We start from the raw sequence: 22,263 nt of genomic DNA, 5'->3' as shown, positions 1-22,263 counted from the left end.
TTAAATAGTCGAAAAATTCAAGATATATTTGTAGTGCCCGACATAATAGATTCATTTAAAGTTAAAAAAGCAATGAGTCTATATATATATGAAAACTTTTCAAGACATTATTCTATTTATGTTTCCGAAGGCATCGAAGAGGTTGAAAACCTAATTTACACAAATGAATTTGCTACTTCAGATTTACTTGCATTGTCGCTTCCTAAAACTTTAAAGGTTGCAAAAAATGTTATTGTAGGTCAATCTAAAAAATTGCTATATTTAGAAATGCCTTCGAATATTGAACATATAGAAAGTCTGTATGAAAGTTCAAATACTACTTTAGGAGATGAAGAAGTATTTCAAGATTTTGCTTATCACTTCGGTTCTGAAAATTTCTATGGTAAAAGTCTAGACCCCAATGATAAAAAGCATTGAAAAGGTGGCTTTAGAGTCAAATTATATGATTCTCAAAATCCTAATTATGAAATAAAAGAAGAACTCAATAGAACATTTAGCTTCTTAATTAAGAAAAATGGAAATAAATTAGTAAAACTAATTGAAAAGAAAATTACGCCGGATCAATTAAACTTAAATTTAACTCATTATAATATAAACGAAATTGTCACTGGTGCTTTATATGGTTCGAAGGCATCAAAAATTACTTTAGTATCTAATACTATAAGTAATTTAGAAAATTTATTTTCTTTATCTAATAAAAATCTTAAAGAATTGGATTTAAGCGGGGTATTAAAATTTAAACATTTTAATAATTTAGGTCCAAGTTTTAATAATATTGAGAAAATTGTTCTTCCTAATGATATGGGCGAAAAACTTTCATTTGATTTTGCAAATTGAAAAAGTCTTAAAGAAGTTAAATTACCTTCAACGGTAAAAACAATTGCAAGCGGTATGTTTTATGGATGTAATAATCTTGAAAATGTAAATTTCACTGATCTTATAAATCTTGAAAAAATTTTGCATCCATCAGATAAAGAAAATGATAATGAGTTCCCAAAAAATATGCACTTTATTAGTTCTAAAGTAATTAAAAAAATTGATTTATCAGCAACCAAGTTAAGAGCATTATCAGGTTATGCATTTCAAGGAGTAAATGGTTTAGAAGAAATTGTATTGCCTTCTACTCTTCAAAAAGTTGGTAGTTTTATTGCATATAGATCATATTTAGATAAAGGTACCGAGGATGTGAATGATGATGAAATAAGTTTTGGAAATAAAATGTTAACTATAAAAATTAAAGTACATACAAGTAAACCAAGTGGTTGAAGTGATAAATGAATAGGACAATATTGATCTCAAAATGCGCAAACTGGAACAAATACTACAGAAGTGAAAATTGAATGAGCACAATAAATCATTCTATTAAATAGAAAAGATGGCGAAAGTCATCTTTTTTTTAGCCTAAAACTAGTTTTAACAATTTTAATTAAAACATTTATTTCTTAATAAATTAAAATTCAAAATTCACAAAATTTACTTGCTTTAAGCAGAATTTTTTGTTTATTTTTCACTTATTAAGGCGTTTTTTTTTTTTTTTTGTTTTGCAATAAAATTCACCCGAATTTTTACGTAAAATACAAGGAGAAAAAAATGGCTGAGAAAAAGTTTCTATTGAGAGAAACTATCCATCCACAAACAAAACAAACTGTTTATTTAATCTCTGAAGTTGGAGTGCAAGCGAAACCGGTAGTCTTGCCAAACTTACTAGAATCATTAAAACAATTTGTTATGCAAAACGCAAAAGAACCACAAACAATGTTATATTTTTATTTACAAAACAAAGTTTGTGGGATTTTAGACGTTTTAAAATCAAAACAACTTTTGGATAAATTAGTAGCTTTAAAAGTTGATATTAAAACTACCAATATTGAATTTTTGTTGAAAAACAAACTTTTAGAAATTCAAGCGGGTAAAACTGAAGAAATTAAACAAGTTTCAACAGCCGCTGCTATTCAAACACTTGACGATTTGGCTTCAAAAGTAAAAATTGAATTATTTGCTAAAACTAAAAAAGCTAAAGACATTCAAAAAACCGATGTTAAAGGATCCCTAGAAAACTTTAACGGCAAAATTGTGATTGAAAACACTTTAGAAAATGGAAATGATGTTGATGTTTATTATTTCTTAGAACAAGACAAAACCAAATCCCAAATTTTCATTAAAACTATAGGTGGTCTTGGCACACCAACGCAATATTATTCAGAAGCAATTTTGGCTAGTTCTAAAATTTCTGAAATTTTGAAAAACACAGGTTTTGAAGCAACTGAATCTATCAAAATTTCTACTATAAGATACAAAATGCCAAACTTAATTTTTCTAATCTTATCATTTGCGAAAATCTTGTAATTTAAGGAAACTAAATGAAAGAACAAGAACAGAAAAAGTTAAATAATCAAGAAGTAAAACCACAAGCAAATCAAGATAAAGTTAAAACTCAAAATCCCAAAACTAAAGTTATAGTGTGATCTGCCGCAGGTGCTGCAGTAGCTGCTTTATCTTCAGTGGTATCACTTTCAACGGTTTTTTCAAATCAAAGAAAAGTAGCATATTTAGATAAGGTTTTGCAATCTTTAAAAATAGATGTTAAAGATAAAGAAACTAAAACTAAAGATGATATTAAAAATATAGCAGATTTTGTTGCTAGCGGATTAAACAATAAACTTTATGAGTTAATTGTCGAAACTGAAGAAAATGAAGTCAATAAACAACCACTTGATAAAGACAAACCTTATACTACCTTCCGTACGAAATTTGCCATTCGCAACAAATTTACAAAAGCACAATCAAATTATCAAAGTTTTGAATTTAGAAATATAAAACCGCCTAAAGAAAAAGTTGAATTAAATCAATTAGGTAAAGAAAGAGTTGTAGTTAAATTCTTTGATGGTTTTAGGCGTGAATTAAATTTAGCTTCTGAAGCACTAAAACAAGAAAATGGTAAATATAAACATTTTGAAGTTTTTCTAAAAGACAACAATAGTGATGACCTTAAATATGAAATTGTAAATGTTAAAGCTATTGCTGATGATAATAAATCAGAAGCAATTATTTCATATCAATTAAAAGTTAAATCAATTAATGATGATAAATTCACATCAGATGTTTTAGAAGTAAAATTTAATGATTTTGCTAAAACTTCAGAACAATTAACTGAATATTTAAGTCAAGTTACATTTTCTTATGAAAATGCTAATGCAACTTATATTCAAGACGCCATTCAGACCAAAGTTATTGGTAAAAAAGATGGTGACATTTTACCTTCAAACTATGAACTTAGATTTGATGAATTTATAAAAGAAGGTGAACATCCTAAGAAAATTACTGCAAAAGTAAGAATTAGAGATAATGTAAACAACATTATTTCTGACGCTAAGGATATTGAAATTACTGGTTTTAAAAATTATTTAACACCAGAAGAATTAAATAATTATATTGATACAGTTCAATTTGATGTTGATGGTAAAGATTCAAAAACTATTTTGGATATAGCAACTTATTCACAACTTTCTAAAATTAGTTTTGATGAAAGTAAATATGAAGTTGATTTAGATACCCTTATTATCGAAAAATTACATGATTTAGTTTCTTTAAATGTTCATTTTAGAATCAAAGAAAAAAATGGTAAACCAGGAATTTATTCAAAACAAAAAACAATTAAAATCCAAGATTTCAAAATGCCAGAAAAATTAGTTAATGATTTGGCACAACAAGTTTCTTTTGATGTATCTACTAAATCAACCAAAATGGCTCATGAATTTTGAGATAAATTTGACAGTATTGATATAAAAGTGATTGACCCACGTATCGACTTTGTAGATACTCCATCAGTTAAACAAACCGATGCTAATAAAATTACTATTACTTATAAAGTTAAAGATAAGAAAAATCCTTCAACTGTATCACAAGAGTATAGTAAAACTATAGATGGTTTTAAACTTTCAACGGAAAATGAAGTAGATTTTTCTTATGAAATCATTGAACATAATGGACATAAAGCAGCGCTTTTGAATGGTAGAAAAAATTTATATAGATTCAAAATTCCTGCAAAAATCGGTTCATATAAAGTAATTAAAGTTGCTACATTATTTAGCGATGTTAATAGTTCGTACTCAAATTCTCCATTATATGGAGTAATCTTAGAAGAAGGTATTCAAGAAGTAAGTAATTTAATTATTTCTACTGATAATGTCGATAGTGAACAGGCAAGAATAGCGGCAATAAAATTACCTAAGTCAATCAAAAAAATCTCGTCACTTATAAATGGCGATTCGTCAGCGCTTGCATATTTAGAAATGTATGATAATGTTGAAACAATAGAAGGTCAGTTGTTTACTACTTTCTGTAATTATATTGAAAAAAATAAAGAATATAAAGCATCCGATACTAATAATAATTTTTATTATTTTAATTCAATTAATGAATTTTCTACATTTTTTGCAGAACAATCACCAGATGGCGGGAGATCTGGAAAAGGTTCATTTAGAATAGAACTTAAAGATTCGGGTGAATCGAAAAAAATAAAATTAAATAATTCATATATATCTGACTTTTCATTTCTAGAATCTCATAATGGCGAAATTTTATATAAAGTAACTGATAATTATGAGGCAAAACAGGAACTTAATGAAAAGTTAGAATACAAAAAAATTGCAAAAAATGCCTTATCGGGATTAAAAATCCAAAAAATTGATTTGCATCTACCAAAACTAGATAAAGATCAACAAGAAAATTTCATTTTAGAAAAAATGAAAAAATTAGAAGAAATAAAATTAACAAATCACAAATTTGATCAATTCCCAATGTCTAAATTATTGAACGACATTAATTCGCTTAAAGAAATTACATTTCCTAATTTTTCCGATAGTAGTGAAAAGAAAATCATAGATTTTAAATTAATCGGAATATCAGAAAAAGTTTATTTTCCAACTAATGTTGAAGAAATAAAATTTAGAACACTTAGTTATAAAAAAATTATGAATCTTGATAAATTGACAAAATTAAAAATTTTACACGAGCATTCTTTTACCGGTTTCGGTGATAATGCTACACTAGATTTTTCTAATTGCCCTCTTGAAGAAATAAAACGTGCTGCATTTCAATGATCGAACAATAATATTACTATTATTTTGCCTGCAACAGTAAAAAAAGTAGATCCATTCATATTGTTTTATACTGAAAAAAATGGTAAATACAATATCTTAAATAGTCCTTCCCTTTATACAGAACAAGATTTGGAAACTATAGAATTGACTAGCATCACTAATGTTAATATAAAAATTAAGGGTATTGAAACCAAACCTGAAGGTTGAAGTAAATATTGAGTAGGCCAATATTGAAGAGAAGGCAAACCAAATGGGGAAGATGGTGAATTAAAAATAACATGAAATTATAATAGCTAATAGCAAAAAACTTTAAAACAAGAGAAAAGCCCAATGTGACTTTTCTTTTATTTTGCTTTTTCAAAAAAATATGCTTCAAATAAGTTAAATTTTTGCTTATTTTTCACTTATTAAGGCGTTTTTTTTTTTTTGTTTTGCAATACAATTCAAAAGAATTTTACGTAAAAATTTAAGGAGAAAAAAATGGCTGAGAAAAAGTTTCTATTAAGAGAAACTATCCATCCACAAACCAAACAAACTGTTTATTTGATCTCTGAAGTTGGAGTGCAAGCAAAACCGGTAGTCTTGCCAAACTTACTAGAATCATTAAAACAATTTGTTATGCAAAACGCTAAGGCTCCACAAACTATGCTTTATTTTTACTTTCAAAATAAAGTTTGTGGAATATTAGACGTTTTAAAATCAAAACAACTTTTAGACAAATTAGTTGTTTCTAAAGTTGATGTTAAAACTGCAAATATTGAATTTTTATTAAAGAATAAACTTCTAGAAATTCAAGCAGGCAAAACCGAAGAAATTAAGCAAGTTTCAACAGCGGCTGCTGCTCAAACTCTTGACGATTTAGCATTAAAAGTTAAAATTGAACTTTTAGCTAAATCTAAAAAAGCTAAAGACATCCAAAAATCAGATGTTAAAGGAACACTTGAAAACTTTAACGGAAAAATTGTGATTGAAAATACCTTGGAAAACGGAAGCGATGTTGACGTTTATTATTTTCTAGAACAAGACAAAGCAAAATCACAAATCTTTATCAAAACTATTGGTGGAATTGGAACACCAACTCAATATTATTCAGAAGCAATTTTAGCAAGTTCTAAAATTTCTGAAATTCTTAAAAACACAGGTTTTGAAGCAACTGAATCTATCAAAATCTCAACTGTTAGATACAAAATGCCAAAATGAGTATTTGCAGTTATTGGTGTTATTTCAGGACTATTCTTAATCAACTTGATTTTTCTAATTTTATCATTTGCAAAAATTTTGTAAAGGCACTAACTTATGAAAGAGCAAGAACAGAAAAATTTAAATCCACAAGAACCAAAACAGCAAAACCAAGATAAAGTTAAAACACAAAATCCTAAAACTAAAGTTATAGTGTGATCAGCTGCAGGTGCAGCTGCTGCAGCACTTTCTTCAATAGTATCATTTAGTACTATTTTTTCAAGCCAAAGAAAAGTATCTTTTCTTGACAAAGTTTTACAATCAATTAAAATTGATGTAAAAGATAAAGAAACCAAAACTAAAGATGATATTAAAACCATTGCTGATTTTGTTTCATCTGGATTAAATGAAAAATTATATGAACTAATTGTAGAAACTGAAGAAAATCAAGTTAATAAACAACCACTTGATAAAGATAAACCTTATACTACCTTCCGTACTAAGTTTGCTATCCGTAATAAATTTACAAATGCACAATCAAATTATCGTACATTTGAATTTAAAGATATAAAACCTCCAAAAGAAAAAGCAGAACTTGACAAAATTGGTCAAATTTCGGCAAATGAAAAAGATAGAATTAATGATAAAGTTAAAATAGAATTTTTAAACTTTAATAGAAATATTAAACTAGCTTCTGAAGTTGCTGAAAAAGATGAAAATGGTAAGTTTAAATATTTCAATATTTATCTAAAACAAGATAATAATGATGCCCTTCAATATGAAATTGTAAATGTTGATGTAAAATTTGATGATGAAAAATCAACAGCAATTTTTTCTTATCAGTTGAAAGTTAAATCTATTGATGATGATAAATTTACATCTAATGTTTTAGAAGTTAAGTTTGATGATTTTGCTAAAACTTCAACTCAATTAACTGCATATTTAAACGACCTTACATTTTCTTATGAAAATGCAGGACAAACTTTTATTCAAGATGCAATTCAAACAAAAGTTAAAGCCAAAAATAATGGTGTAGAACTTCCAACCAACTATGAACTAGTATTTTCTGAATTTAAAACCGAAGGCGAACATCCTAAAAAAATTGATGCTATAGTTAAATTAAGAGATAACGCAAACAATACTATTTCTGATGCTAGAAGTATTGAAATTACAGGTTTTAAAAAATATCAAACTCCAGAAGAATTAAATACTTATATTAATCAAATAGAGTTAGATGTAGCAAACAAAAGTTCTGAATATATTTCGAATATAAATAACCAAAATCAAATTTTAAGAAAAACGTTTGATAATAGTAAATACGAAATTGATTTAAGTACTTTTGTTATTGAAAAACTTAGTGATTTAGTTTCAATTAATGTTCACTTTAGAATCAAAGAAAAAAATGGCAGACCAGGGATATATTCTGACCAAAAAACTATTAAAATTGATGGCTTTAAAATGCCACAAGAATTAATTGAAAGTTTGGCTCAAAAAGTTAGATTTGATGTAACTGATAAATCAAGCAAAATGGCTTATGATTTATGAGATAAATATAATGAAATTGAAAAATTAGATATTGACCCACGTATTTCTATAGTTGATACACCATCAGTTAAACAAACTGATGCTAATAAAATAACTGTCACATATAAAGTAAAAGATAATAGCGACAATAGAGAATCGAAAACATATAGTAAGGTTATTGAGGGATTTAATACTTCAAGCGAAAACGAATTTGCATATTCATACGAAATAATTGAATATAAAGGCAACAAAGCTGCTTACCTTAATGCAAGAAAGGACTTAAATAGTTTTATAGTTCCTGCTAAGATAGGCAATTACAAAGTAATTAAAGTAGGTAATTTATTTACGAATGTTTTAAGAACGGCTGAAAGAACTATTTATGGTGTTGTTTTAGAAGAAGGCATTGTCGAAGTTAACAATTTAGTTGTTAACACTGAGGATCGTCAATATGCTCAAATAGCTGCTATTAGTCTTCCTAAGACGATTAAAAAAATCACAAATTTAATTTCTGGTATTTCAACTTACTTTGCAAATTTAAAAATGTATGATAATGTTGAAGAGATAAATGGCTTATTCGATGAATATGTAAATAAATTCGGAAAAAGTGATCTATATCAATTAAAACTTCCGGGAGATAATGAATCAATTTATACATTTTGATTTGAAACAAGAACTCATTTCAAAGAATTTTTTGATGTAGAAACATCTGATTCAGGAAGAATGGGGCATGGTTCATTTAAATTACAATTACAAGTATCAGGCGAAACGCCAAAATTAAAAACAAATTTAGGATACAAAGAAAATTATACATTTTTAGAATCTGCAGATAATAAAACACTTTATAAGGCATTTACAAATAAAGAAGCAGATGTCGAAAAATTTGAATCAAAATTGGGATATGAAATTATTGCAAAAAGTGCATTTTCATATTTAGGTGTTAAAGAATTTAATCTTTGAGCACCAAGTATAAATATGCAAAAATTTAATTGATTTTTATTTGAAAAATTACCGAATATAAAAAAGATAAAATTTCAAGAAATTTATATGGAAGACTTAAACTTAAATTGACTTTTTGATGGATTGGAATTAGATGAATTAACATTACCTGATTTTAAAGACGATAATGGAGCAAATATATTAAAACGTACTAATAGTGGGGTTTTAAATGTTTCAACTAAAAAAATCAGATTGCCAAAAAATGTTAAAGATATTCATAAATTTATGAGTTCATTTTCGAAAGTTGAAAATTTAACAGAGCTTACCAAGTTAGAAAATATAAGAAATAGAGCATTCGAAAGTGCTGGAACATTTGAAACAAACGTTTTAGATTTTACGAATTCACCATTAAAACATATTGAATATATGGCATTTTGAAGAAATTTTGAAAATATAACATTACATTTACCTAAAGGTATTAATTATATGAGCAAATTCATTATGTTTGTTGCTGAAAAAAATAATAATTATAATTACATGGGTTCGGATGATGAAAGTTTAAATAATCAAGTTATATTAGATAAATTTAAAAATTGCAAGATAATTATCAACGAACCTAAGAGACCAAGTACTTGAAGCAAATATTTTATGGGACAATATTCATCACAAAGTGATACTGCTACTGGTAAAGTTGGAGAACTTGAAATTCAATGAAAAGGATAATTTCTTTTTCTACAAGAAACAAGACTTGATAAATTACGAATTTCATTTGATGAAAAATATATAAATAACTACAAAGTTAAAATTAAATTTTTATACTTTAAACGCAATATTAACTTAGTTTTTAAACTTGCAGCTAAAGATGAAACCGGTAAATTTAAGTATTTTAATACGAAATTGTATTTAAAAAAATAGTAAAACCAATCTAGATGGCAACATATAAATCGGATGAAATCCTAATTTGTAATAAAAAACACTAAAACAAGAGAAAAGTCGCACTAGACTTTTCTTTTAATTTTGCTTTTTCAAAAAATATGCTTTAAATAAGTGAAATTTTTGCTTATTTTTCACTTATTAAGGCGTTTTTTTTTTTTTTTTGTTTTGCAATACAATTCGAAAGAATTTTACGTAAAAAATTCATAATCTTAAGGAGAAAAAATGGCTGAGAAAAAGTTTCTATTAAGAGAAACTATTCACCCACAAACAAAACAAACTGTTTATTTAATCTCTGAAGTTGGAGTGCAAGCAAAACCGGTAGTCTTGCCAAACTTACTAGAATCATTAAAACAATTTGTTATGCAAAACGCAAAAACCCCACAAACTATGCTTTATTTTTATTTTCAAAATAAAGTTTGTGGGATTTTAAACGTTTTAAAATCAAAACAACTTTTAGACAAATTAGTCGCTTTAAAAGTTGATATTAAAACTACCAATATTGAATTTCTGTTGAAAAACAAACTTCTAGAAATTCAAGCAGGTAAAACTGAAGAAATTAAACAAGTTTCAACAGCCGCTGCTAGTCAAACACTTGACGATTTAGCATTGAAAGTAAAAATTGAACTACTTGCTAAAACTAAAAAAGCTAAAGACATTCAAAAATCTGATGTTAAAGGAACGCTGGAAAATTTTAACGGCAAAATTGTGATTGAAAATACTTTGGAAAATGGAAATGATGTTGATGTTTATTATTTTCTAGAACAAGACAAAACTAAATCGCAAATTTTTATTAAAACCATCGGTGGCATTGGTACACCAACGCAATATTATTCAGAAGCAATTTTAGCAAGTTCTAAGATTTCTGAAATTTTGAAAAATACAGGTTTTGAAGCCACCGAATCAATCAAAATTTCTACTGTTAGATACAAAATGCCAAAATGAGTATTTGCAGTTATTGGTGTTATTTCGGGACTATTTTTAATTAACTTAATTTTTCTAATCTTATCGTTTGCAAAAATCTTGTAATTTAAGGAAACTAAATGAAAGAGCAAGAACAGAAAAAATTAAATAATCAAGAAGCGAAACCACAATCAAATCAAGATAAGGTTAAAACACAAAATCCTAAAACTAAGGTTATAGTGTGATCTACTGCAGGTGCTGCGGCAGCCGCTTTATCTTCAATAATAACACTTACCACGGTTTTTTCAAACCAAAGAAAAGTGTCTTTTCTTGATAAAGTTTTACAGTCTTTGAAAATAGATGTAAAAGATAAAGATACTAAAACTAAAGACGATATTAAAACCATCGCTGATTTTGTTGCTAGCGGATTAAACAATAAACTTTATGAACTAATTGTCGAAACCGAAGAAAATGAAGTTAATAAACAACCTCTTGATAAAGATAAACCTTATACTACCTTCCGTACAAAATTTGCACTTCGCAACAAATTTACAAAAGCACAATCAAATTATCAAAGTTTTGAATTTAGAGATATAAAACCTCCGAAAGAAAAAACTGAACTTGATAAATTAGGTCAAATTTCACTTAACGAAAAAGATAGAATTAACGACAAAGTTAAAATTGAATTTTTAAATTTTAATAGAAATATTAAACTAGCTTCTGAAGTTGCGGCTAAAGATGAAAACGGAAAATTTAAGTATTTCAATATTTATCTAAAACAAGATAATGACGACGCTTTGCAATATGAAATAGTAAATGTAAATGTTGAAACTAATGATGAAACATCGACAGCAATTTTTTCATATCAAATAAAAGTTAAGTCAATAGATGATGATAAATTTACATCAAATGTTTTAAAAATTGAATTTAAAGATTTTGCTAAAACTTCAACTCAATTGACACAATATTTAAATGAACTTACATTTTCTTACGAAAATGTAGAACAAATATTTATTCAAGATGCAGTTCAATCCAAAGTTATAGCTAAAAATAACGGTGTTGATCTTCCTTCAAACTATGAATTAATCTTTACTGAATTTAAAACCGAAGGTGAACATCCTAAGAAAATTAATGCAAAAGTAAGAATTAGAGATAATGTAAACAACATTATTTCTGATGCTAGAGATATTGAAATTACTGGTTTTAAGAAATATTTAACACCAGAAGAATTAGATGCTTATATAGATCAAATCGAACTTGATGTAGAAGACAAAAACAACAAGTTTATTTCTAATATAAACAATCATTCGGAAATTAAAAAATCTAAATTCGATGATGACAAATATGAAATTGATTTAGGTACATTTCTTGTTGAAAAATTAAGTGATTTAGTATCGATAAATGTTCATTTCAGAATTAAAGAAAAAAATGGTAGACCAGGAATTTATTCTAAACAAGCATCAAAAACTATTACCGGCTTTAAAATGCCACAAGAATTAGTTGAAAACTTAGCGCAAAAAGTTGAATTTGATGTAACTAGTAAATCAACTAAAATGGCTTATGAATTTTGGGATAAATTTGATGATATTGATGTCAAAACAAAAGATGAGCGTATTGATTTCATAACTAGTGAAGTTAAGGTTAAGCAAACTGATGCTGATAAAATCACAATTACTTATAAAGTAAAAGATAAAAAAAATGATACAACTTCAAAAGAGTATAGTAAAACAATAGATGGTTTTAAAACGTCAACGGATAATACAACAGATTTTTCATATGAAATTATTGCGCATAATGGACATAAGGTAGCATTTTTAAATGAAAGAAAAAATCTATCACAATATAAAGTTCCTGCAAAAATCGGTTCATATAAAGTAATCAAAGTTGGTACATTATTTAGTGGTGTTAATAGAGCACACTCAAATGGTTCTCCATTATATGGAGTAGTCTTAGAAGAAGGTATTCAAGAAGTAAGCAATTTAATTATTTCTTCAGATTATGGTGAAGAATATGCAAAAATAGCGGCAATAAAATTGCCAAAATCAATTAAGAAAATTACTTCACTTATAAATGGTGATTCTTCGTCACTTGCATATTTAGAAATGTATGATAATGTTGAAACAATTGAAGGACAATTATTTACTACTTTTTGTAATTACAAAAATAAAAATGAAAAATATACAGCAAAAGGTATTGATTATGCTACATATTATTTCAATTTAATTCATGAATTTTCTAGTTTTTTTAATGTAGAAACTCCGGATCACGGAAGATACGGGATGGGTTCATTCAAGTTCAATTTATTAGAATCAAACGAAACCAAGAAATTAAAATTAAACAATAATGCAATAAATGAATTTTCATTTTTAGAATCATTTGACGGTAAGAATTTATATAAAATAGTTGATAATAAAGAATCAATTAAAGATTTTAATGTTCAATTAAATTATGAAACAATTTCTAAAAATGCTTTTTCAGGATTAAATATTGAAAAAATTGATTTACATCTACCTCATCTTGATGGAAATCAACAAAAAAATTTCATTCTAGAAAGAATGAAAAATTTACATGAAATAAAATTAACCCATCATAAATTTGATCAATTTCCAATGTCTAAATTATTAAATGACATTACTTCACTTAAAAATATCACATTTCCTGATTTTTCTAGTGACAGTTCTGCAAATATTTTAGAGTTTAGCTTAAATGGAAAATCTGAAAAAGTTAATTTGCCAACTAATACTAGAGAAATAAAAGCTAGAATAATTGATGCAAATAATATTGAAAATCTTAAGAATTTGACAAAATTAGAAATTTTACATAAAAATTCATTCATTCATTTTAAAAATACTACTCTAGATTTTTCTAATTGTCCTATCAAAGAAATAAAACATGCAGCATTTCATTGATCTACAGAGGGTGTAAGTATTATTTTACCTGGCTCAATAAATAAAGTAGATCCATTTATATTGTATTTTACAGAAAAAAATGAAAAATATTATATCGTAGATAATCCTTTTGATTATGTCGATCATTTATCCCAAATAGAGTTGACTGGTATTACAAATGTTACTATTGAAGTCAAAGGTGTTCAATCAAAACCTAATACTTGAAGCGAGTATTGAGTAGGACAATATTGAAAAGATAATCAAGTAAACGGAATAGAAAATCAATTAAAAATTAAATGAGAACAATAAACTAGGACAAAAGTTAGACTCAATTTGTTCATTCTTGCAAATCTCTCACAACTCGTGAGGGGTTTTTAAATCAAATTTTTTCATAAATCTTTCGTTGTTATATCATTAGATAAATTTTGATGCCTTTCAAAAATATATGTAAATTAAATTTAAAAAACTCGTAATTTTTTTTAATAACAAGTCTATTTTTGTATAGGTCATTAATCCCGCTATTTTTAATAAGAAACATTTTAAAACAAAATTTTTAATCAAAAAATTGTCGTCATACAAAATTTTGAATTATTTTGGTAAATTCTGGGGGGGGGTATTATTTTAACATTTTAACAAATAGATATTTGAAGTAGAAAGTAGAAATTAAAATTTTTATGTTTATTCCTATGTATATTCCTTTTCCTGTTAGGCCTCGGACTCCTAAACCTAAAATGCCAGAATTGGGTTTAACCATTGCATACAAATTAACTTTTAAAACTTATTTAAATTACTTAGATGAATCAATTGACGATAATTTTTTTTATGATAATTTTAATAAATTAATCTTAATTACTAACCCTAGTCAAGCAAATAATTTGGACTGAATAAAAGTACCAAAAAATAAGAAATTTATTTTTTATTTTTTTAATTATTACTATTTAATTAATTTAGATAAAATGCCAGAAAATGAAGAATACTTTTTCTGCAACTTCTTTTGATCTTTTGGATTGAATGACAATGTTGTAACACATATTTGTAATAAAGATTTAAATAGTTGATATGAATATTTTATTCAGGATATTCCATCTTATTATTATATGAATAGAAATACAAATGGAATATTATTTCAAGAATGATTTTACAAATTTATTATTCTTGTACAAAAAAGACGCTATGATTATATTGATTTTTGATTTTATGTTCTTCAAGAAAAATCTCATTTTTTACAACTTAATTTTAATGTACAAGATAAAGATTTTATAAATGCATATCATTTTGAGCGAAATGATATAGAAAAAATAGCAAAAGAAATATTAAAATGCAACGATATAAGTAATTTTGTTTCTAATGATAAAACAATTAATAAAATAATTGAACTATTTGATAATGATTTTTTAAGATATTGCAATAGCTATAAAAATGAGTATTGCGATGATAAATTTTCAATGAATTTTTTTAGCCCATTTTTAAATTGATTTGATCTTACTTTAAAAGAAATAGAAACAAATTGATTTTATTGGTCAAAATACATTCATGAATTATTAATAGATGTATCACAACGTATTTTATTAGAATTATCTAATATCAATAACTGCAAAAATGTTGGAGATGAATATCAAGAACTTAACATATATCTTTTCTACATTTTGTCACTACTTTTTTTATTAAAACAAAATACAAGAGAAGCATTCATTTTTGATTGAAAATTCTTTTTAAATGAATATATTAAATTTGAAATAAATGACTATACAGAAGGCAATTTAGAATTTACTACAATAGAAGAATTTAAAGAAGATGATTATAAAAATGCTAACTTCATATATTTAAATGATGTTGATGATGCAAAAGAAGCGCCAGAAAAATTTATTTTATTTAATAAATCATTATATTCGTTGGAGATTGATGGATTTATAAATAGCGAAGAGTATTATAAAAACAAAAATTATGAAGTAAAAAAAAGAGATTTGAAAAATATCTCTCATTATAAACGTAATTGCTATTTCTATTTAAAGAAAAAACGTCGTGAAAAAATAGCCGTAATTATTATGCTTGTCGTATATTTTATCGTTATGTTAATTGTTCTGCTTGGTGTGTTTCTGTTTATCTAAATTATTTATATAATTTTTATAGGTAAGCATAGAATTTATTTTTAATCTTTTTGTGTTAAATTTAATGCAGAAAAAAAACAAAATTTTTATATTTATATTGAAAATTCCCACATTATCAAAACAAGAAAAATAGGGCTCCAATACCTATATTTCAATTAAAAATATCAAGTAAAAAACTTGCTATTCCTTAAATGAAATATTAAGTAAAAAAACTTGCTATTTTTGTTTTTTTATTAGTTTTTCACTAGTTTTAAATTTTAAAAATAGTACAAAAAAATACCCAAAATTCCACTAATTTTCAATAAAAGAAACTCCTTTAAAACTAGAGTTTCACCCAAAAAATTTTCTTATTCATAGACATAAAATATTTAAAATCTATATACACTATGTGTATATATAAGATTAATAAAATTGCGAAAATTGTGAATTTTTTATTAAATTTTATTTTTTGGTATAATATCTAATGCAACTTGAGACAATGATATATAAGGTTACGGTACACCAAGCTAAGTTGTTCGCCTTGGATACTGAGAACTTATATGGAGTCGGTTCGTAAAAAAATGAACAAGGAGAACACATTTATGAAAATAGAAATTAAATTAAAATCTTTTGACGCTTATTTAATTGATGATGCAGCTAAAAAAGTTGTATTGTTAGCTAAAAGTGAAAAAGCTACAATCAGTGGCCCTATTCCTCTACCTACACATAGAGAAATTATTACTATTCTTAGGTCAGTACACGTTAATAAAAAATCACGTGAACAATTTGAAAGTAGAACTCACAAGCGTTTAATTGTTTTAACAAAAGTTAGTGCAACTCTTGTAGATAAAATGAAAAGATTAGAACTACCCGCTGGTGTTCAAATCAATATAAAATCTGTTAACACCAAGTAGCAGACTTTTTTGTTTTTATAAGAGTATTTTTTAATCTAGAATTTCAAAATCAGAAAGGAACATTATGAAAGGAATCTTAGGAAGAAAAATTGGGATGACTCAACTATTCACACAAAACGGGAATTTAATACCTGTTACCATAGTTGAAGTTAAACCAAATGTTGTTACTAAAGTTCTTAGTCAAGAAAGCGATGGATATGTTGCAGTCCAACTAGCTATTGAAGACAAGAAAAAATCACAAATTAAAAAACCTGAAATTAACCATTTCAAAAAAGCCAATACAACACCTAAGCGCTTCGTTAAGGAAATCCGCAATATGAGTGGATATAACTTAGGTGATACTATTGATGCCTCAATATTTGTAGGAGGAGAAATAGTAGATGTTACAGCAACTTCAAAAGGAAAAGGATTTGCTGGAACCATCAAAAGATATAACCAACATATTGGACCTAAATCACACGGTGGTGGTGGTGGATCTCAACCTATTAGACAAACTGGTTCTATTGGAGATATTATGGGAAACAGAGTATGACCGGGTATGACAATGCCAGGACATATGGGACACGAACAAGTTACTATCCAAAATCTAGAAATTGTAAAAATTGATTTAAGTAAAAATGTAGTTTTAATCAAAGGTTCAATTCCTGGAGCTAAAGGTGCATTTGTAGTTATTAAAAAGGCTAAGAAAACTTCTGTAAAACGTACACCAATTGAACTATTGAATTTAACAGAAGCACTTGCAAAAAATGAATTATTTGAACAAGGTAAAAAATACAATCTTGATTTAAATATGAAAATGTCAGTTGAAGAAATGAAACAAAAACTAGAAGAAGCTCAAGCTAAAGAAGCCGAAGCTGCAAAAGGAGATAAATAATGGCTGAAGAAATGAAAAAAGAAACAAAAAAAGTTTCACCTGCTAAAAAATCTACCTCAACTTCTACTACTAAAAAAACTTCAACAACTACAAAAACTACTTCTAAACCTGCTGCTTCTACTACTAAAAAAGCTTCAACTTCTGCTAAATCAGTTCCAGCTCCTAAAGTAGTAGCCTCAAAACAAGTTAAGAAATTAAACTTTGATACAGAATCACTTCCAAAAAGTGTATTCGGCTTAAAGAAAATTTATGACCAAGCAATCTTTGACACAATTTTGTCAGAACGTGCTTCAAAACACTTTACAACTCATGCAGTTAAAACTCGTGGCGATGTAAGTGGAACTGGTAAAAAACCTTTTAGACAAAAAGGTACAGGTAATGCCCGTGCTGGATCTCTAAGATCACCAATCTATGTAGGTGGTGGTAGAGTATTCGGGCCTAATGTAAATCGTAATTACAATCTAAAAGTAAATAAAAAAGTTAGAAAACTAGCACTACTATCAGCTCTAACTGAACTTGCAAAAGAAAAAGCTGTATTAGTACATGAATACAAAATTGCAAAACCTTCAACTCGTGATCTTCTAATTGAACTTAATAAAAAAGGTTTAGCTACATTAAATAGAGTGCTATTAGTATCATCTGATGAAAATGTTTTTCTATCAGCTAGAAATTTACCAAATGTAGAAGTTATTAAAATAACAAGTCTATCTGTTGAAAAATTACTTGCTGCTGATGTATTAATTCTTACAAAAGAAGATGTTAAATATCTAGAAGGGTTGGCTAAATAATGCGTTTTGAACAAGTTATTAAATATCCACTTATTACTGAAAAATCAGAAATTGCAAGAGAAAAAGGTAATCTATATACTTTTGTAGTTGATAAGAAAAGTAATAAAATCGAAATTAGACAAGCTATTGAATTCATCTTCAACGTTAAAGTTTTAAGTGTAAGAATAGCAAACTATGACAAAAAACCAGCTCAACTTGGAAGATTTAAAGGTTTTAAATCAGCTGTTAAAAAAGCTTATGTTCAATTAGATGAAAAATCACAAATCATTCTTTCAGCTGAACAAGCAGAACAAATTAAAAAAGCTGCTAAGAAATTAGAAAAAGAAACTAAAAAACAAGAAGCTCCAGCTCAATTAACTGAAGCAGAGAAAAAAGCTGCTGAGAAAATTAAAAAAGCAACTGAAGCTAAAGTAGAAACCAAACCTAAAACTGAAGACAAAACTTCAAAAACTACAAAATCTACAAAAACAACTTCACAAACTAAAGAAGTAAAAAAACCAGCAGTTAAATCAGAAGACAAACCTAAAAAAACTGCAACCGCTTCTAAGCCTAAAGCAGAAGCAAAACCAAAGACCACAACTAAAAAAGAAACAAAAAAAGCAACTGCCGATAAATAATTCTTAAAAGAAAACAATATTTTTAAGAAACATATAAGGAGAAACTATGGCAATTAAAAAATTTAAAGCTTATACAAATGGTCGCCGTAATATGTCTTCTCTTGATTATCAAGCAAATTTATCAGGACATAGCCCTGAAAAATCATTATTAGTAAAACTTCCAACACATTCAGGAAGAAATAATCAAGGAAAAATAACCGTTCGTCATCACGGTGGGAGATTAAAAAGATTTTACCGTATCATTGACTTCAAAAGAAACAAAGATGATATCGCTGCAACTGTAAAGACTATTGAATATGATCCTAACCGTTCAGCAAACATCTCACTTGTAGCTTACAAAGACGGTGAAAAAAGATATATTATTAGCCCTAAAGGAATTAAAGTAGGTCAACAAATTATTTCTGGTGAAAATGTTGATATTCAAATTGGAAATAGCTTGCCTATTAAAAACATTCCTGAAGGTACATTTGTTCACAATATTGAACTACAACCTAAACAAGGTGGAATAATCGCTAGATCTGCAGGTTCATCTGCACAAATTCTAGGTAAAGATGAAACTGGAAGATATGTAATCTTGAGACTTAAATCAGGTGAAGTGAGAAAAGTTTTAGGTTTATGTAGAGCAACCGTTGGTGAAGTAGGAAATGAAGAACACTCACTAGTAAATGTAGGTAAAGCCGGAAGAAATAGATTAAAAGGTATTCGTCCTACAGTACGTGGTAGTGCTATGAACCCTAATGACCACCCACATGGTGGTGGTGAAGGACACCAACCTATCGGACGTAAAAGTCCTATGACACCTTGAGGTAAAAAAGCATTGGGTGTTAAAACTAGAAGAACTAAAAAAGCATCAAATCAATTCATCATTAGAAGAAGAAAGGAAAATAAATAATGTCTCGTTCATTAAAAAAAGCTCCATTTGTAGATGATCATTTAATGAAAAAAGTTATGGCTATTGTTGAAGGAAAAAATCCGAAACGCCCAATAAAGACTTGATCGAGAAGATCAACTATTTATCCTGAATTTATTGGACTTACCTTTCAAGTTCATAACGGAAAAACATTTATTGACGTTTTTGTATCAAACGATATGGTTGGACATAAGTTGGGTGAATTTGCACCTACTAGAACATTCAACGGTCACGGAAACGATAAAGGTAAGAAATAATGAAACTAGCACAATTACAAAAATCTGCCACAGCTTCTGTGAAAATGCAAAGAATTAGTCCAAGAAAAGCTAGACTTGTTGCGGATTTAATTCGTTATAGAACTACAATTGATGCAATTAACATTCTAAGAACTACAAACAAAAAAGCTTCTTCTATTCTATTAAAATTACTTAACTCTGCTATTGCTAATGCAACAAACAATGTAGGGTTAGATGCTACAAGATTATTTATTAGTGAAGTTTTGGTTAATGATGGTCCTACACTAAAAAGATACCAACCACATTCACAAGGAAGAGCGTTCTCTATATTAAAAAGAACTTCTAACTTCTACATTAAATTATCTGAACTTGCTACACAAGCTGAATTTGACAAAATGGTAAAAGAAGAAGAAACTTCAAATCAAAAACCTAAAGCAAAACAAGTTTCAAAAACTACTGCAACCAAAACAGAACCTTCAACACCAGCTGCCAAAAAACAAGCTACAAACAAAAAAGCAACTGATGAAAAGAAAACTGAAATAAAAGCATCACCCGCTAAAAAACCTACAACAGTAAAAAAAGCAAGTGAAACCAAACCAAAAGCTGCAATAAAATCAGAAGCTAAACCAAAAACAACAAAATCAACAACAGAAAAATCTACTAAAGAAAAAGGAGGCAAATAATGGGACAAAAAGTTAATCCAAATGGTTTTCGTTATGGTATTACTAAAGAACATAACTCTAAGTGATATGCAGATAAAGCTCAATTTGCTTCTACTTTATTAGAAGACCAAAAAATCTATGATTTCTTTGAAAGAAAAGTAAGAAATTACCAAATTGGTAAAGTTCAAATTAATCGTGACCAAAATAAACATATAACAGTTACTTTATTTACTGCAAAACCTGCATTAGTATTAGGTAATGCTGGTGAAAATATTAAAACCATGACACTTGGTTTAAAAAAATTCATCAGAAACAAAAAAGCAAATATTAACATCGTTGTTCTAGAACTTAAAAAACCTGATTTAAATGCAAGGCTATTAGCTGAAAGTATTGCTGTTAAATTAGAAAACCGTGGGAACTTCCGTTTAGCACAAAAAATGGCTATCCGTGCTGCTTTAAAAGCAGGTGCTAAAGGAATTAAAACTTCTGTATCAGGACGTTTAAATGGTGTTGATATGGCTAGAACCGAAGGATATACTGAAGGTGAAATGAAACTTCATACTCTAAGACAAAGTGTTGACTATGCATTAGCAGAAGCTAAAACTACTTATGGTATTCTAGGAGTTAAAGTATGAGTTTCACTAGGTGAAATCCTTAATGGCAAATCAGAATTAGAATCACTAGTAGTTGATAAAACTGAACGTGCAAAAAGATTTGCAAAAAAAGGTGGTGAAAAGAATGCTGCAACCAAAAAGAACTAAACATAGAAAAATGTTTCGTATTCGTCATGACAAAGTTAAAGCTGCAAAAAACAACACTGTAACTTTTGGCGAATTTGGCTTGAAATCAACTTCATCAGCCTGAATTACAGCAAGACAAATTGAAGCTGCCCGTATTGCAATTACTAGAAAAATGGGACGTGAAGGTAAAGTTATTATTAAAATCTTCCCTCATATGTCTAAAACTTCTAAACCAATTGGTATTCGTATGGGTTCTGGTAAAGGTAGTCCAGAAGAATGACTTGCAGTTGTTAAAGAAGGTACTGTAATGTTCGAAGTATTAGGAAATAATCCTGACATAATGAAAGAAGCATTAAGATTAGGCGGACACAAACTTCCTGTTACTTGAAAAATAGTATCAAAACAAATCGAAGTTTCTTCACAAGCCGCAGAAACTAAGGAAAGTAAATAGGAGATATGGTAATGAAATTTTCAGATTTAATGAAAAAATCAGTTAAAGAACTACAAGATCTATTAGTTGAATACCGTGGTGAATTATTTACTCTTCGTTTTAAAAATGCAACTAGACAACTAGATAAAACCCACAGAATTACCGAAATCAAAAAAGATATTGCACGTACATTAACTGCATTAAACCAAAAAGAAATTAATTCAATTGAAGAATTACTTTCAACTAAAAAACAAGAAACAAAACCAGCTGAAACTTCAAAACCTGAAACTAAAACAGTAGAAACTGCTAAAGCAGAAACTTCAAAACCAGTTCAAGTTAAAGAAGCTAAAACTGAAACCAAAGAAAAACAAGTAAAAGTATCAGAAAAAACAAAAGCAGAAAAACCTGCCGCAACCAAAAAACCAACCTCTAGCAAACCTAAAGCAACTAAAACAACAGTAAAAAAAGGAGATAAATAATGGCTGAAGAACTTAAAAAAGAAACCAAAAAAGCAACTACTGCTAAAAAAGCTGCAGCAAC

The 22,263-nt window shown here is 27.5% G+C and carries 17 protein-coding genes and 1 pseudogene; all 18 read left to right on the top strand.

Annotation, left to right across the window (positions count from 1 at the left end; translation table 4 throughout):
• Positions 1-1,353: leucine-rich repeat protein (locus JN03_RS09960; protein ID WP_208317695.1), on the top strand; the 1,353-nt coding region annotated here is incomplete at its 5' end.
• Between the two features lie 237 nt (positions 1,354-1,590).
• Positions 1,591-2,346 (top strand): hypothetical protein, encoded by a 756-nt coding sequence (locus tag JN03_RS03325; protein WP_134076742.1) that lies wholly within the window; start codon positions 1,591-1,593, stop codon positions 2,344-2,346.
• Between the two features lie 14 nt (positions 2,347-2,360).
• Positions 2,361-5,399: a hypothetical protein gene (locus tag JN03_RS09955; RefSeq protein ID WP_134076741.1), complete on the top strand. Its 3,039-nt coding sequence runs from the start codon at positions 2,361-2,363 to the stop codon at positions 5,397-5,399.
• A 183-nt stretch (positions 5,400-5,582) separates the two neighbouring features.
• Positions 5,583-6,386: a hypothetical protein gene (locus tag JN03_RS03315; protein ID WP_134076740.1), complete on the top strand. Its 804-nt coding sequence runs from the start codon at positions 5,583-5,585 to the stop codon at positions 6,384-6,386.
• A gap of 12 nt (positions 6,387-6,398) precedes the next feature.
• Complete coding sequence (locus JN03_RS09950; protein WP_036444973.1) at positions 6,399-9,464, top strand: hypothetical protein; 3,066 nt, start codon at positions 6,399-6,401, stop codon at positions 9,462-9,464.
• Positions 9,465-9,899: 435 nt separating this feature from the next.
• Positions 9,900-10,703 carry a hypothetical protein gene (locus JN03_RS03305; protein ID WP_134076739.1) on the top strand — a complete coding sequence of 268 codons (804 nt, stop codon included), beginning with the start codon at positions 9,900-9,902 and terminating at the stop codon, positions 10,701-10,703.
• Positions 10,704-10,717: 14 nt separating this feature from the next.
• Positions 10,718-13,774, top strand: a complete 3,057-nt coding sequence (locus JN03_RS03300; RefSeq protein ID WP_134076738.1) for a leucine-rich repeat protein — start codon at positions 10,718-10,720, stop codon at positions 13,772-13,774.
• A 365-nt stretch (positions 13,775-14,139) separates the two neighbouring features.
• A complete protein-coding gene (locus tag JN03_RS09945) occupies positions 14,140-15,573 on the top strand; it encodes a hypothetical protein (protein WP_134076737.1) in 1,434 nt (477 codons plus the stop codon).
• A gap of 581 nt (positions 15,574-16,154) precedes the next feature.
• The gene (rpsJ, locus tag JN03_RS03290; protein WP_036440715.1) at positions 16,155-16,466 is read left to right on the top strand and encodes a 30S ribosomal protein S10; all 312 of its coding nucleotides are present in this window, start codon (positions 16,155-16,157) and stop codon (positions 16,464-16,466) included.
• A gap of 64 nt (positions 16,467-16,530) precedes the next feature.
• Positions 16,531-17,340, top strand: a complete 810-nt coding sequence (gene rplC / locus JN03_RS03285) for a 50S ribosomal protein L3 (RefSeq protein ID WP_036440719.1) — start codon at positions 16,531-16,533, stop codon at positions 17,338-17,340.
• The gene (gene rplD, locus JN03_RS03280; protein WP_036440722.1) at positions 17,340-18,128 is read left to right on the top strand and encodes a 50S ribosomal protein L4; all 789 of its coding nucleotides are present in this window, start codon (positions 17,340-17,342) and stop codon (positions 18,126-18,128) included. Before rplC ends, rplD begins: the two co-directional genes overlap by 1 nt.
• Positions 18,128-18,745 carry a 50S ribosomal protein L23 gene (rplW, locus tag JN03_RS03275; protein WP_080697534.1) on the top strand — a complete coding sequence of 206 codons (618 nt, stop codon included), beginning with the start codon at positions 18,128-18,130 and terminating at the stop codon, positions 18,743-18,745. The genes rplD and rplW overlap by 1 nt, the downstream gene beginning before the upstream one ends.
• A 46-nt stretch (positions 18,746-18,791) precedes the next feature.
• Complete coding sequence (rplB, locus tag JN03_RS03270; RefSeq protein ID WP_134076736.1) at positions 18,792-19,637, top strand: 50S ribosomal protein L2; 846 nt, start codon at positions 18,792-18,794, stop codon at positions 19,635-19,637.
• Positions 19,637-19,912 carry a 30S ribosomal protein S19 gene (gene rpsS / locus JN03_RS03265; protein ID WP_036440728.1) on the top strand — a complete coding sequence of 92 codons (276 nt, stop codon included), beginning with the start codon at positions 19,637-19,639 and terminating at the stop codon, positions 19,910-19,912. Before rplB ends, rpsS begins: the two co-directional genes overlap by 1 nt.
• A pseudogene (gene rplV / locus JN03_RS07845) lies at positions 19,912-20,265 on the top strand (50S ribosomal protein L22); the annotation flags it as partial. The gene rpsS and the pseudogene rplV, both read left to right, overlap by 1 nt.
• A gap of 308 nt (positions 20,266-20,573) precedes the next feature.
• Positions 20,574-21,314: a 30S ribosomal protein S3 gene (gene rpsC, locus JN03_RS03255; protein WP_036443268.1), complete on the top strand. Its 741-nt coding sequence runs from the start codon at positions 20,574-20,576 to the stop codon at positions 21,312-21,314.
• On the top strand, positions 21,292-21,744 hold the full coding sequence (rplP, locus tag JN03_RS03250; protein WP_036443265.1) for a 50S ribosomal protein L16: 453 nt from the start codon (positions 21,292-21,294) through the stop codon (positions 21,742-21,744). The genes rpsC and rplP overlap by 23 nt, the downstream gene beginning before the upstream one ends.
• Positions 21,745-21,749: 5 nt before the next feature.
• Positions 21,750-22,202: a 50S ribosomal protein L29 gene (gene rpmC / locus JN03_RS03245; RefSeq protein WP_277870484.1), complete on the top strand. Its 453-nt coding sequence runs from the start codon at positions 21,750-21,752 to the stop codon at positions 22,200-22,202.
• The last annotated feature ends 61 nt before the right edge of the window (positions 22,203-22,263 follow it).

It is taken from the genome of Metamycoplasma hyosynoviae, from assembly GCF_004365165.1.
In the GTDB taxonomy this organism is placed as follows: Bacteria; Bacillota_I; Bacilli_A; order Mycoplasmatales; family Metamycoplasmataceae; genus Metamycoplasma; species Metamycoplasma hyosynoviae.
The sequence above is the reverse complement of the archived record's forward strand: the minus strand, read 5'-3'. Positions and strand labels throughout refer to the sequence as shown.